Below are 13,368 nucleotides of genomic sequence, written 5' to 3'. Positions count from 1 at the left end.
ATGACCGCCGAGGAATTCGCACGAGCGCAAGCCGCGATCGTCGCGCAGACGACCGGCTTCGTCCTCGGGGTCCTCTCCATGTTCCGGTTCCCCTTGCTGTCGGTGAAGGAGTGGCTGAACCTGCTCCGATCGATCTTCCCTGAGGTCCAGGAGGCCCGGAGGAAGTCGTCGGACCTGGGTCGGGAATTCTACGACGCCCAGCGCGAGGAGCACGCTCCAGGCTCCGGCCGGCATGACGCATTCCTCGATCACTACACGTTTCAGGACTTCGTGAAGGCGATGGAGCCCGCTCGCAGGAAGTTGGCTCAGCAGGATGCATCGGATGCGGCAGTCAAGGAAGCCGCAATGCGAATCACCAAAGAGATCGAGAACGCCGGGCGCGGACAGATCCTCAAGATGGTGGATTCCGATCCGGTGGTGAAGGGCTGGGCACGAGTTGCCACAGGTCGTGAAACCTGTGGCTTCTGTTTGATGATGGTTTCCCGAGGTCCGGTTTACTTGTCGGCTCGCTCCGCTGGTCTTGATACGGATGACGTTACGGCCGAGGAGTTGTGGCGCAAGAACGACCAGGCCGCAATGGACGAGTTGGCGAAGCGGTGGCATCCCGGATGCGATTGCAAGGTAGTCCCAGTTTTCGATCGAACTAACTGGGCAGGCCGGGACGCCTACCTCGACGCCCGAGAGCTCTGGAACCGATTCACTAAGGACGTCAGCTACAAAGACGCCCTTAACGCTTTCCGTCGCGCGCTTGAGCGCGGCGAAATCAAAATGCCGGATTACTCAATCGCGGCATAGGTCCGCTCACACAATCCAAGCCCGCCAGGTGCGGGCTTTTTTCATGCCCAGGAGGCTGCTATGTCCGACGAATCCGTGACCGAGACGGTTGACACCCCTGTTGCCGAGACGACCGAGGATTCGGTTCCGTCGTGGGTGCGGGGCCAGATCACCAAGGCCAACAACGAGGCGGCGAAGTACCGCCAGCGGGCCAAGGACGCGGAGGATAAGGCTCAGTTCGAGGCCGAGGAGAAGTTCGGTTCTCAGATCAAGGAGCTGACGGACGCGCAGGCGGCACTGACCGCCGAGTTGAACAACGCGAACTTGGCTATTTCCAAGCTCCGCGCGGCACTGGCGGTCGGGATTCCTGGTGAATCTGCTGCCGAATTTGCCGAGCTGTTGCAGGGCGAGACGGACAACGAGATCCGCGAGCACGCCGAGAAGGTCAAGGAACTGATGGCCAGCTCGTCTTCGAAGAAGCCGCGGTTTACCGATCCGTCTCAGGGACTCGGCGGAAACGCAGTTGCGTCCGACCCTGCTTCGAACTTCGGCGCATTCATTCTGAACAACCTCAAGTAAGGACAGCAGAAAAGCATGGCTACCATTAACGAGCTTGCTCCGAATACCGCTCCTGTTAACGGCCAGGGCGGCGATCACCAGGGCCGGCTGGCGCACCTGCCGAGCGATTTGCTCCCAAAGGAAATCGTCGGGCCAATCTTCGAAAAGGCTCAGGAGTCGAGCCTGGTTCTGCGAATGGGCCAGCAGATTCCTGTCACCTATGGCGAAACGATCATCCCCGTCAACACTAAGCGACCGGAGGTCGGCCAGGTCGGTACCGGCACTTCGAACGAGCAGCGAGAGGGCGCACAGAAGCCGCTGTCGGGTGTCGGTTGGGGTTCCCGGTCGTTCAGCCCGATTAAGCTGGCGACCATTGTCACGGTTTCCGAAGAGTTCGCTCGGGCCAACGTCAATGGGCTTTACACCCAGATCCAGAGCGACCTCGCGTATGCCATTGGCCGCGGAATTGATCTCGCGGTTTTCCACGGCAAGCAGCCGCTTTCCGGCGCGAACCTCCAGGGTATCGACCGAGCCAACGTTCTGGCCGAGACCACCAATTCCGTCGACTTCGGTGCGGACCCGGTTGAGGATCTGCTCGCCGGCTACGACCTGGTGTCGGTGAACCACGAGTTCTCCGGCTGGGCTGCGGACCCACGTTACCGTGGTCGCCTCGCTCGGGCGATGGTTGTCCGGGATGTGAATGGCAATGTCGCTGACCCTGGCGCGCTGAACCTGGCCACCCAGAACAGCTCGCTGCTGGGCTTCCCTATTCAGTTCGGCCGCGCTGTTGGTGGTGATCTGGGTGCTGCGACGGATTCGAACATCCGCCTGATTGGCGGCGACTTCTCGCAGCTCCGCTTCGGTTATGCGGATCAGGTTCGGGTTAAGGTTACGGACCAGGCCACGCTGACCGATGGTACGCAGACGATTTCGATGTGGCAGACGAACCAGCTGGCCATTCTGATCGAGGTTACTTTCGGTTGGGTCGTGGGCGATCTGGACGCTTTCGTGAAGTTCAACGAGGTCCCGCCGGCTCCCCCGGTTGAGGGCTGACCTTTGATCAGTTGACAATAACGAAAGGTCTGCTATGAAGCTCGTTTCTCCCCGAGGCGTGACAGTTTCCGTCTCGGCCGAGAAGGGCGCATTGCTGCTTAAGCAGGGCTGGACGGAGCCTCGGCCTATCCGGGCCGAGGCTCCGGCCTCCCCCGCTCCTAAGCGGCGTGGCCGCCCTAAGAAGGAAACTGAAGACTGAGGAGTTGACGGATGGCCTACGCAACTCCGGAAGACGTCGAAGCTCGGTTCACGCGAGAGCTGACCGAGGAAGAAAAAGCGATGGTCGCCGCTCGTCTGGAGGATGTGGAGGCCGTCATCCGAGCTCGGATTCCGGACCTTGACGAAAAGGTCGAATCCGGTGAGATTCCGCTCGAACTCCTGGTGATGATCGAGTGCGAAGCAGTCCTTCGAGTTCTCCGGAATCCAGAGGGATACAGCCAGGAAACCGATGGCAACTACTCGTACTCGATGTCGAGTTCGGCAGCTCCGGGTCGGATTCTGATCCTGCCGGAAGAGTGGGAGTGGCTCGGTGTTCGCCGGGGCGCGTTCACCATCCGGCCGCGCCTCGACCCCATCCCGCAGTACCGGGCCCGGTACCCGGATTGGTGGTGGTTCTTCCAATGAGCCTGCTCGATCGAGGCACGGAGACGGTGATCGTCTACCCGGAGATCGAAGGCGTCGACTCGGACGGAAACCCGATGCGGTACCCGAGCCCCACCGGGATCGAGGTCTCCGCGGTCGTCCAGGTCTCCGCCGCATCGGGAACCAGCGCTCGAAGGGCCGAACAGGACAACGAAGGCGTCGAGACCGAGGAGAACTACCGGCTTCGGATCGTCCGAGGGCAGAACGTCTTTCTCGGCCCTCGCGCCCGAGTCGAATGGCGCGGCGAGCTGTGGTCCGTCGTTGGCTTCCCTCGCCGCTACAACGGCTCCCACCGAACTGCGCACATGGACTACGCACTAAGGCGGGCGTGATGGCGAAGGTTCAATCGTTGTGGTCGCAGAAGGCGTTCAACAACAGCCTGAAGGACAAGAAGGGTGTCCAGGCTGCCGTCTGGGGTCACGCGCTCAAGGTCGGTGCGAAGGCAGAGGCACGGCTGGAAGCGTCGAAGAACCGAACCGGGGAGTCGCAGGTTCTCGTCCGCAAGGGCGACGTCGACGCCTACGTGATCCTCGATGACGAGGCCGCTCTAAGCATCGAGTTCGGTCACTGGCTCAACCTGTACGGCGAGGAACAGCCAGTGTTCATTCCCGGCAAGTACGTCCTGACGGGCGCAGCCGGTCTTATCTGAAAGTGGGAACGCTCGTGGTAGAGCGAAGAATGCCACGGGTTCAAAACGTGGTAGTCCCGCTTTTGCGGGAAGCGCTCCCCGGCGTACAGGTCACCACTTGGGTACCAGATATCCGAGACCGACGAATGCCGATCGTGAACGTTCGCCGGCTCGGAGGTCTGTCTGTAGATCCCCGATTGCTGGACCGAGCCACGATCGAGCTGACGGTCTATTCGGATGTGGACCTGGCTCACGCCGAGGACGTCTTGCTAGATGCCCGCCAGGTTATCTGGGACGCGGTTCGGAATCAGACGGTGACGGAAGCGGGTCACCTGCATTCGTATCGCGACACGATGGGCGCAACTCAGTTCGATTCGCCTTTTGAGGATACCTGGCGTGTCCAAGCGCTGATTCAACTCGGCTTGCGGCCGAGAAAGGGATAGATATGGCTCTGAACGAGGCCGCGGTTATCACCCCGGCGATCGGCCACATTTTCATTAACGACCCGCACACCGCGATGCCGACTCAGGCGGAGGTTGACGCTTGGGTTCCAGGCGCAACTGGCACCTTCGGGGATTGGACGAACGTCGGCCACACCGCCCGAGATGAGCTGCCGGTCTTCGGGTTCGAAGGCGGCGAGCTGGAAACCCGGGGCACCTGGCAGGCCGAGATTCTGCGAGAGGTGCAGACCGAGCCGCCCGCGGACTACGTGACCTTCAACGTCCACCAGTTCGATGAGACCGCGCTCCGGCTGTACTACGGCACGGGTGGCGGCTCGGGTTCCGACCCGAATACCGCTGGCGTGTTCCGGGTGAACTCGGCGACCAACACCCCGCAGATCCACTCGTTCCTGGTGATCATCCGAGACGGCAACACCAACGTCGGCTTCTACGCTCCTCGGGCTTCGATCCGGCGCGAGGGCGAGGTCGAGCTGTCGGTGGACGCCTTCGCGTTCCTGCCGCTGCGGGCGACCTTCACCCAGCCGCAGGCGGGCGACGACCTTCCGCTGTTCGCCTGGATCGCCGACACGATCGCAGCTCCGGCTGCCCCTCCGGCAGAGGTCTGATTCTCAACCTTTGATGAGTTGACAATAACTGGAAGGGCACGGTTTCTTGGCGGACCCCCGTGCCCTTCCTTCTCCTTTGGGTCCGCATATCGCTGAAAGAGGTCTGCCACCTATGTCTAACGAGTTCACTCTTGAGTCGCTCCAGGAGGAAATCGAGCGCGAATACGCTCCCCTGGTTTTCAAGGCAGCCGGCGAGGAGTTCGTTCTCCGTTCGCTGCTGCGAGTCCCGAAGAAGGATCGGGAAAAGGTCATTGCTGCGATGACCGCGCTCGACAACGAGCGGGAGAACGCTGACGAAGACGACACCGTGTCGGAAGACACCGCAGTCGAAACCGTCGAGCTGATTATCAAGACGGTCACCGCGGATGGCAAGGGGACCAAGCTCGTGAAGCTGCTGGGCGGTGACGTCCTGGTGCTGATGAAGGTTCTCCAGAAGTGGACGGAGGCGACTCAGCCGGGGGAAGCTCAGAACTCGCCGGCTTGATCGACCGGTGCGGCGAGCAAATTCTTGCTGACTTCCAGCAGTACTACGGACTAGACCTGGCGCAGGTCATTCGGCCCGGATCGGGTTACTCCCCGATCCGGGTTTTGTATCTGATCCGTCAGCTTCCCTTGGAGTCCCGAACGTACGCCGAGATTCGCGGCGGGGCCCAATTCGTCGGCTGGGGACAGGACCGGTACCTGCTGGCGAACGTCATCGACGCAATCCAGCAAACAACCTACGCGGTTGTCGCGGCTAATTCGAAGCGAAAGCCGAAAGCGCCTAAGCCGGTTGAGCGGCCATCGAACAAGAGGAATGCGGGCGCGTTTGCGCAGACGGCCCGGATGCATCTCCAGGCCGCAAAACAGGCTCAGGGAGGATAGATGACAAGCCCTGGCGGACAAGAAGTCGGCCGGATCTCAATCAAGGTTGTTCCGGATACCTCGGAGTTCCGGCGTCGGCTTCGAGCCCAGCTTGAGGCAATGGACGACGAGTTCAAGGTCAATCTTGATCTCGACACCACTAAAGCCGCCACGGAATGGCGGCAGTTCAAGAGCAGGGTCGAGCGAGATCGCCTTTCGACCACGCTGCGGATCAACACCGTAGGTGGTGACCAGGGGGCCGCCGCTTCCTCGGTGCAGCGGATGACCCGGCTTGTCCAGTCCGAGACGGAGAAGCTGGCGGCTGCTCTCCGAGGAGCAGAGGACCGCATCCGGCAGTCGCGGGATCAGCACCTCGATCTCATGGGCCGGGTTCGGGTCGCTGAACTCCAGCTGACCGAAACCCGGAACTCCGCCTTCCGCAGCGCCTCACGAGTAGCGGCTGCGGAAGAGAACCTGGCCAGTCTCCGGCGCAAGCTGGTGAACTCGACACGGCAAGTCGCCCAGGCCAACGAGTCCTACCGGATGTCGCTCTGGCGCTGGGCGGCGGAGACGACCAAGGTCGAGAAGAACAACAAGCGTCTGCTTGACAGCCTCGATTCCCTTGAGCGTCGGCGCAAGGGCGGCCGGGATCGCGGAATGCTCGGCATGTCGTTCCGCATGATGGGCAACCTCGCGGTCATCGCGGCTGACGGTATCCAGCTCGTGGTGCGCTCGATGTCCGGGCTGATCCAGGGTTCGCTCAGTGCTGGGCAGGCTCTCGGCGGGGTCGCTCAGGGCCTCGCGCAGTCGGCAGCGAGCGGTGTTCTCCTGGCCGTCCAGGCCGCTCTTCTCGTAGCGCTCTTCGGCCTGGTCGCTGTCGCGCTCCAAGTCGTCGTCGGCCTGATCGTGACGTTGGTCGGCGTCGTCGGCGTTGCCCTTGGCGGCCTGGTCGCGGGCTTCGCCGGGCTCCCGGTGGTGGCTGCTGCGGCTGCTGCTGCCTTCGCTGCGGTGAAGCTCGGCATGGAGGGAATCCAGCGCGCTGCCAAGACCCTTCAGCCCGAGGTCGATCGGCTCAAGTCCGCGCTGGAGGACACCTTCGAGCGTGGGCTCACCCCCGTCTTCGACCGGCTCCGCGTCATCTTCCCGATCATCCAGGACGCCTTGGTCGGTGTCGCTGACGAAGCCGTACGGGCTGCTGGCGGTATCGCCGAGATGCTGACCTCCCAGGTCGGCATGGAGAACCTTCGCGGTGCCGCGAACGGAATCAAGCTGGCGTTCCAGCAGATGGGTCCTGGCCTCCAGGCGATCATGTGGCAGCTGCTCGACATCGCTGGCACCGAGATCTACTACCGCATCCTCGGGGACACGATCAGCCAGGTTGCCCAGAGGTTCGCTGAATTCCTCGCGAGGCTCCAGGAGAACGGCCGGCTGGCGAACGCGCTCGACCGCGTGCGCATCGTCCTGAACGCAGTGGTTGACCTGTTCAGCCAGATGGCCATCGCAGCCACGGACTTTCTGATCGGTGCCGGTCCGGGCCTGGCCAACTTCTTCGACTCGATCACCGAGTTCCTGGGGAAAATCGACTGGCAGTACGCGGGCGAGACATTCGGGGGGATGTTCGACACGATCGCGGAAGCGATCCGCAACATCCCGCAGCAGACGATCGACCGCTTCATGATGTCGCTCCACTCGATCATCCTGGCGGTGGAGGATTTCGCGGCAAGCGGCGGGTTCGATCTGCTGATCGAGGCGTTCACAATGCTGGGCTTCGCGCTGTCCGGGTTCATGATGATCGCGGACGAAGTCCTGTCGTTCTTCAAGGGACTCGTGATCGCAGTCAACCCGGCGATGATGGGCGTCTTCGATGCCCTAGACCAGGTGACTGCTCGGTCACGGCAAATGCGCGAGCAGACCCGAGGGAACTTCCTCGGGTTGCAAGGCGAAATCGGTGCCGCGACGTCTGGGATCTCAGGAGATGTCCGGGGCATGGCAACCGACATCGTGAACTCTGCATCTCGTGGCGGTGCTGGGGCTCGCGACAAGATGCGAGAAGGCATGGCGGGCATGTCCGATGCCGTCCGGCAGGGCAAGGACAGGGCTCGGAACGAGGCCGCCCAGATCCCTGGTGCGGTGACGAACGGGATCGGCCCGGTTGGCGGGATGCTCCAGGGCTCCGGTCAGTCCCTGATCCAGGGATTCGTCAGCGGTATCCGCTCGATGATCGGGAAAGTCAAGGCTGCCGCTTCCGCTGTGGTGAATGCGGCCCGGAACTTCTTCCCGTTCTCGCCCGCTAAGGAAGGCCCCTTCAGCGGTCGCGGCTACACGCTGTATTCCGGTCGTGCTCTGGTTGAGGACTTCGCCAAGGGAATTGATCAGCGTGCGCATCTCGCAGAACGAGCTGTCGAAGGAATGATGGGTGCTGCTGACCAGACCGCGACGGCGGAATGGAGCGGACACATCTCTTCTGACGGATTCGGCATGACCGGATCTGTTTACGAAGGCGTCCTGGCCGCATTCCACGGCTCCCGCCTCCAGGTAGACGGAGCCGGAATGGCCAAGCTCGTGAACAAGACAAACACACGGAATAACCGGAGGTAGGCATGATCCCCGAATGGCTGTTCGGCCCTGCCGGGGATCTCCGTCCTCTTCCCCCGATGGATATGGATGTCGTGAACGCCATCGATCGTTTCGGTGGCGTTCACACTTCCATCTCTGGGGGCCGGACGGTTGATGTCCTGGGCTACAAGAGCCGGTACGAATTCGAGATCAGGCATATCGACCTGACCGAATACGCACGCCTTGAGTCTCTTTACACCCAGCAGATCCCTGGCCCCTACTTTCTGCTCGACCCGCTTCGCCGGAACCTGGTCTCGCGCGAGGCTTCGTCGTCCCGCCCCGCCGGCATGGACTTCCGCGGGATCTCCGTCGACGGCGGTTCGCTGTCCTGGCTCCGGGTCACGGACAGCCCGCTCGACTGGACCCAGCGCGCCGCGCAGTGGGCCGGGTTCACGGCCGAGAAGGTTCTCTTCATCGACTTCGGCCGGCGATTCCCGCTGCTGCCTGGAACCCCAGTGACGGCATCGGCGTACGTGAAACCGGCCGACGAGGTTGTTCTTCGGTGGAACGTCCAGCTGTACCGAGCAGGCCAAGGGATCAGGTCCGTTCCTGGTCCCGACACGACCTGCCCGGCTGGGGTGTGGACTCGGATCGCGGCTGCACTGCCCGATACCCAGGACTACGACGAGGCGTCACTGGCCTTGCAGTACGTCAGCGGAGGCACGTCCCCGATTCAGATCATCGGTTCGCAGGCTGAATTCAGCAGCGACCCCACCGACGCCACTATGGGCGGCGGATCAATCCGAGTCGCATTCGACAAGATGGAAACCACTTCCCCGTTCTTCCCGTATCAGTCTGTTTCGCTATCGCTATTGGAGGTCTGAGTGCACGAGTACACGCCCGAGGCTGCTCAGGCAATCGAATCTCCACAGCGAGAGTTCAACCACCGACTGATGGTGGACTGGGGAAACAACGGCCGATACAACCACCCTCTTAGCGATATGTCGCGGTGGGCGACTCGGACTACACGAGACCAGGCTCTTACTTCCACAGCTCCTGAAGAGCTGATGCTCATCGAGGGCTACGCAGCAGCATCCCTGGATGTTGAGCTGGCGGGCGAATACCAAGGTCTTTCCCTGGTTGGCCACTTCGCCCCGTATAACGGTCGGTCGGTCTTTTATTCGCAGGGGTTGTCTCTCGGTGTGCGGATGTACTACGAGATCGCCGTCTGGACGGACAACGGTTGGGAATGGTATCGACAGTTTACGGGTATCGTTCGCGAGGTCGAGCTGAATCGCGAACAGGGAACAGTGACTCTTCACTGCCTGGATAACGCGGAACGGATGCGAACCCCGGTGTCGATTCCGCCGTACGCGATGTACAAAGACTATCTCGTCAACGGCTACAAGAGGTCGATGCTGGTTGACTCGTCCTCGCTCATCGATATGGCCGCTCGTTCTGCGGGATTCAGTTCCGGCCCTCAAGGATGGGACACCGCACACAAAACGCAATGGCAGCCCAGCAATCAGACCTGGGGAGTCAAAAAGGCTCTCGAAGTCCCGTTCCACGGTTCGCACCTGCCGACGATCGGGTTCTTCGATAACGAGTTCGAGTTCCACCTCACCGAGGATTGGGAGAAGGACGAGAACCTGAAATGGCGGGCCGAGCAGTTCCGAGACGGGCCTTGGGGAAATCTGGCCCTGAACGCCGTTCCGAGAACTCTCAACAACCATGCTCGCAAGCTCTACTGGTGCGACTTCTCCGAGTTCTATTGGGATGACGACCCATGGGGAACCACCTATCTCGGAACCTGGATTTACTGGACCGGAGTCAATCACGACGAGACTTCCGACGTCATTCTCCTCCAGTGGCAGAACCGGGCTTACCGTCTGATCGTCCAATCCAACGGTGGCGTCTACGGCCGGCTCACCGCGGACGGACGTCCTGGGCAATTCGACTCGCCGTCCATGTTCCTGCCCAACGAGCCAGGTTGGTACTTCGTCGGCGCTGCATTCGCCGACGACGGCCCGAACGGTACCACTCGGATTCGCACCCTGCTCGGCTCCAACAGGTCCGACATCGTGGATTCTGGATGGGCTCTCGGCGGTGTGGCGGAGAGCGGCCGAAGCGGACTTGTCACCGTCCAGAACAAATACGCCTTGAGCGACCTGTGCATTCTCCGTTCGCTCTGGGGCTTCAGCCTGGACATCCCTTATCAGACTGCCCGGTACAACAACGCCAACATATCCTGGGGTCGGAACCGGGTTACCTACACGCTCCGAGATGAAAGCACAGAATCGTGGGAGCTTGCTAAAGAAGTCGCTGCTGCCGAATACGGCGTAACGTTCTTCAGCGAAGATGGCAAGTTCAATTTCTGGAACTACGCCGATGTCTTGAAGCTCCAGCAGAAGTCAGTCAAGAGCCTGTCCATCGATGACGTCTCAGGGCTCGACCTTCGCCTGACGATGGATTCTGTTCGTAATTTCTGGAAGATCACTTCCAAGACGGGGTTCTCGTCTCCAGGGATCATCTACGACTTCTCCAGGTCGGATGTTCCTTACGTTCGGAGTGGCAAGGATTCACGCCTGGCGAACTTCACCGTCCCTGCGAACGGGCAGTATCACCAGTTCTGGCTCCAGGACAACGAGTACGTAATGAGTGCTCACCCGGACATGTTCAGGTCGGTTGAGAATCTGGCTTGGAATGACCATTGGCCGCGGTTCGACTACAAGCCGTATTCCTACATCAACGGGCAGAACGTCTACCAGAATGTGAACCTGCCCATTGTCGTCCGCAAGTCCGACCGCAACTGGACCGAATTGAAAATCGGCAACCCCGGACCTAACACGGTCGGGTTCGTTGGTCCTAATGATCAGCCTTGGTTCCGGGTTGGTGGAACGGTTGTCACGGAAGATCCGGAGCGGACCTGGACGTATTCGACGGATGACGTCGCTCGCGAAGCGACAGCAATCGGGGAACCGGTCGGCACCTACGGCGAGAGCATCCGTCGCTACGGGCAGCGAGTCATCGAACTTGGCGGAAATCGGTGGCTGCAAGACGAGTTCCAGACTCGTCAGATGCTTCGTGAGGTCATGAAGCGGTACGGTCGCCCTACTCCGGTTACGGATGCAATTTCGGTGCCTGGCGACCCGCGTATCCAGATCGGCGACTGCATCGACATCACCGACCCTGACGGACTCGGCGGTCTCACCCGTCTCCAGATTCTCGGCATCAGCAGGGAGATCGAAGACGGCGTAGGACTTCGAGACACCTACCAGGTTGAGGTCATCGAGGTTCCAGGAATCGGCCGTTGGGACGACGACCAGTACGGGCGCTGGGACCAGTCTTTGATTTGGAGCTGAACAGATGGCAGTGATCTCCCACGTGCAGGCCGGCTCGGTGGCCAGTTCTGCGCACCAGAACGGACTGATCGATCAGGTCAACTCGAATACCCGCGTTGCTGAAACCGTGGGAACTGGCGTATTCACCACGACAGACACGGTTTCGTCCTGGGCGACTCAGGTTCAAGCCGCTCTTGGTCGTCCACAGGCAGGTGCGTTCTTCGGCCAGTGGACGGACAACAATGGAGGGGCAGGCGTCAATGTCGACAACGCCTCTGGCGGAGGTGGCGATGGCGTCAAGATGACCGACATCGGCACCGCAATCGGCACCCCAGTTGGTTGCTCGCTGTCGAATGGCACATTCACCGCTAACAACGCTGGATTGTGGATGCTCAACTTGTCCCTCCAGACTATTGGAGGGGCCGACAATATCGGCATTCGAGCAATCTACTTCGCCTTGGGGAACGCAGCCAACACCCCGGCCGGAACTAAGTACGGTCTCATTGCAGCGGGCCAGGACTCTACTGCACTTTCAACCAGCACCGTGGTCCGCCTGAATGCGGGACAACAGGTTTCTTCGTACATGGCGATCTGGACCGCTGGAGGCAAGACAACCATTTGGCGGGCTCGGGGAAACCTGCTCACCGCGACTTGGATCGGACAATAGAAGAAGGGCTTTGACTTGCTTATCCACGTCATCCGTCGCCCCGAGACCAACAGGTACCTCCCGTACGACGGAGCGAACTCGGCTGAGTTGGAACTTCATCTGACCCAGGCCGGTTACCTGTCCGAGTTTCGGGAAGACAGCACGGTGGTCGTAAGTACCGAACGGGGTACCGTCGGGATCATTTCCCCCGGCACTTTTGTCAACGCAGAGGCGACGCCGTGGGGTCCTCAGCTCGTACTGAAGACCGCCAGCCAGCTGAACGCGGAGTTCTACCCCGCCTCCGCGCTGCCGCAAGTTGTCGAAGACACTGCGACCTCTGCAACCGAGGAAGTTGCTTCGGAGTGATTAGCAGGCCCGGCTCTTCGGAGCCGGGCTCCAACTAACCAAGGACGATCGTGGAACTATCCGCTGTTCTTGGTGCTCTCCCGCAAGCCGGCGTCGGCAGCATATTCGTGGCGATGTTGTTCATCATGTTCAAACGGGAATCGTCCGCCCAAGAACGCTTCACCGCAGAATACGCCCGGATCAATGCCGCCCACGACGAAGAGTTGGCAGAGCTACGAGACGAGATCCGCGCACTGCGTGAACGAATTGAAGAGCTACAGCTCAAGTTGGATGTCGAGCGGGAGGAGCGCCGCAAAGCCGAAGACGCAGCCGCAGAGGCGCGACGGGGAAGACTATGAGCAAAAGCCTACAGCGGATCGCTTTACTGGGAGCGGTGCTTGCTGTCTTGTTTTTCGTGGGTTCCCAGTACCTCACCCAGAAGGATAAACACCAGGCCGAGAACGAATCGGCCGAGTTCGCCAGTCGCGTCTCAGAGGTATGCGTCTCCGGCGAGCCCGCGGTGATCGACCAGCTTCGTAGAGCCGGGATCTGCGATACCGCTCAGGAAATCGAGGTCACCAAGGGCGAGCAAGGCGAGACGGGTCTGCCGGGTGAAGACGGACGTGATGGCCGCGACGGGCGTCCTGGGCTTGATGGTCAAGACGGCAAGCCCGGCCGCGACGGCGTAGACGGCCGAGACGGGGTTGATGGCCAGAACGGGCTCGACGGAAAGTCGATTCCCGGCCCGAAGGGGGACATCGGAGCACAGGGGCCAGAGGGCAAGCAGGGCCCCAAAGGAGATCCGGGCGAAGACGGAACCGATGGCAGGGACGGCAGAAGTCCCACCAAGGTCAGCTGCACGCCTGGCGAACTCGATGGAGCCCTGGAATGCACCGTGACTGAATGGAAGTGATCG

The 13,368-nt window shown here is 61.1% G+C and carries 17 protein-coding genes; all 17 read left to right on the top strand.

The window, feature by feature from the left end; translation table 11 throughout:
• The 17 genes from OU416_RS06950 (at position 1) to OU416_RS06870 (ending at position 13,365) form a co-directional block, all read left to right on the top strand.
• On the top strand, positions 1-795 hold the full coding sequence (locus tag OU416_RS06950; RefSeq protein ID WP_270925976.1) for a VG15 protein: 795 nt from the start codon (positions 1-3) through the stop codon (positions 793-795).
• A gap of 60 nt (positions 796-855) precedes the next feature.
• A complete protein-coding gene (locus OU416_RS06945; protein WP_270925975.1) occupies positions 856-1,353 on the top strand; it encodes a hypothetical protein in 498 nt (165 codons plus the stop codon).
• A gap of 15 nt (positions 1,354-1,368) precedes the next feature.
• The gene (locus OU416_RS06940; protein WP_270925974.1) at positions 1,369-2,385 is read left to right on the top strand and encodes a phage major capsid protein; all 1,017 of its coding nucleotides are present in this window, start codon (positions 1,369-1,371) and stop codon (positions 2,383-2,385) included.
• A gap of 210 nt (positions 2,386-2,595) precedes the next feature.
• On the top strand, positions 2,596-3,009 hold the full coding sequence (locus OU416_RS06935; protein ID WP_270925973.1) for a Gp19/Gp15/Gp42 family protein: 414 nt from the start codon (positions 2,596-2,598) through the stop codon (positions 3,007-3,009).
• Positions 3,006-3,359 (top strand): hypothetical protein, encoded by a 354-nt coding sequence (locus OU416_RS06930; RefSeq protein ID WP_270925972.1) that lies wholly within the window; start codon positions 3,006-3,008, stop codon positions 3,357-3,359. The genes OU416_RS06935 and OU416_RS06930 overlap by 4 nt, the downstream gene beginning before the upstream one ends.
• Positions 3,359-3,676 (top strand): DUF5403 family protein, encoded by a 318-nt coding sequence (locus tag OU416_RS06925; RefSeq protein WP_270925971.1) that lies wholly within the window; start codon positions 3,359-3,361, stop codon positions 3,674-3,676. Before OU416_RS06930 ends, OU416_RS06925 begins: the two co-directional genes overlap by 1 nt.
• 125 nt (positions 3,677-3,801) lie before the next feature.
• Entirely contained in the window at positions 3,802-4,098 is a 297-nt protein-coding gene (locus OU416_RS06920) for a hypothetical protein (RefSeq protein WP_270925970.1), read from the top strand.
• Between the two features lie 2 nt (positions 4,099-4,100).
• Positions 4,101-4,721: a phage tail tube protein gene (locus OU416_RS06915; RefSeq protein WP_270925969.1), complete on the top strand. Its 621-nt coding sequence runs from the start codon at positions 4,101-4,103 to the stop codon at positions 4,719-4,721.
• A 112-nt stretch (positions 4,722-4,833) separates the two neighbouring features.
• The gene (locus tag OU416_RS06910; RefSeq protein WP_270925968.1) at positions 4,834-5,205 is read left to right on the top strand and encodes a phage tail assembly protein; all 372 of its coding nucleotides are present in this window, start codon (positions 4,834-4,836) and stop codon (positions 5,203-5,205) included.
• Complete coding sequence (locus OU416_RS06905) at positions 5,202-5,585, top strand: hypothetical protein (protein WP_270925967.1); 384 nt, start codon at positions 5,202-5,204, stop codon at positions 5,583-5,585. The genes OU416_RS06910 and OU416_RS06905 overlap by 4 nt, the downstream gene beginning before the upstream one ends.
• 99 nt (positions 5,586-5,684) lie before the next feature.
• Positions 5,685-8,162 carry a hypothetical protein gene (locus OU416_RS06900; protein WP_270925966.1) on the top strand — a complete coding sequence of 826 codons (2,478 nt, stop codon included), beginning with the start codon at positions 5,685-5,687 and terminating at the stop codon, positions 8,160-8,162.
• A 2-nt stretch (positions 8,163-8,164) separates the two neighbouring features.
• Entirely contained in the window at positions 8,165-9,004 is an 840-nt protein-coding gene (locus tag OU416_RS06895; RefSeq protein ID WP_270925965.1) for a hypothetical protein, read from the top strand.
• Positions 9,005-11,482, top strand: coding sequence for a hypothetical protein (locus OU416_RS06890; RefSeq protein WP_270925964.1), 2,478 nt, complete (start codon positions 9,005-9,007; stop codon positions 11,480-11,482).
• 4 nt (positions 11,483-11,486) lie between these two features.
• Positions 11,487-12,128 carry a hypothetical protein gene (locus OU416_RS06885; protein WP_270925963.1) on the top strand — a complete coding sequence of 214 codons (642 nt, stop codon included), beginning with the start codon at positions 11,487-11,489 and terminating at the stop codon, positions 12,126-12,128.
• A gap of 15 nt (positions 12,129-12,143) precedes the next feature.
• Positions 12,144-12,473, top strand: coding sequence for a hypothetical protein (locus tag OU416_RS06880; RefSeq protein ID WP_270925962.1), 330 nt, complete (start codon positions 12,144-12,146; stop codon positions 12,471-12,473).
• 113 nt (positions 12,474-12,586) lie between these two features.
• Complete coding sequence (locus OU416_RS06875; protein ID WP_270925961.1) at positions 12,587-12,811, top strand: hypothetical protein; 225 nt, start codon at positions 12,587-12,589, stop codon at positions 12,809-12,811.
• Positions 12,808-13,365 carry a hypothetical protein gene (locus tag OU416_RS06870; RefSeq protein WP_270925960.1) on the top strand — a complete coding sequence of 186 codons (558 nt, stop codon included), beginning with the start codon at positions 12,808-12,810 and terminating at the stop codon, positions 13,363-13,365. Before OU416_RS06875 ends, OU416_RS06870 begins: the two co-directional genes overlap by 4 nt.
• The last annotated feature ends 3 nt before the right edge of the window (positions 13,366-13,368 follow it).

It is taken from the genome of Saccharopolyspora indica, assembly GCF_027853965.1.
Lineage (GTDB): Bacteria > Actinomycetota > Actinomycetes > Mycobacteriales > Pseudonocardiaceae > Saccharopolyspora > Saccharopolyspora indica.
The sequence above is the reverse complement of the archived record's forward strand: the minus strand, read 5'-3'. Positions and strand labels throughout refer to the sequence as shown.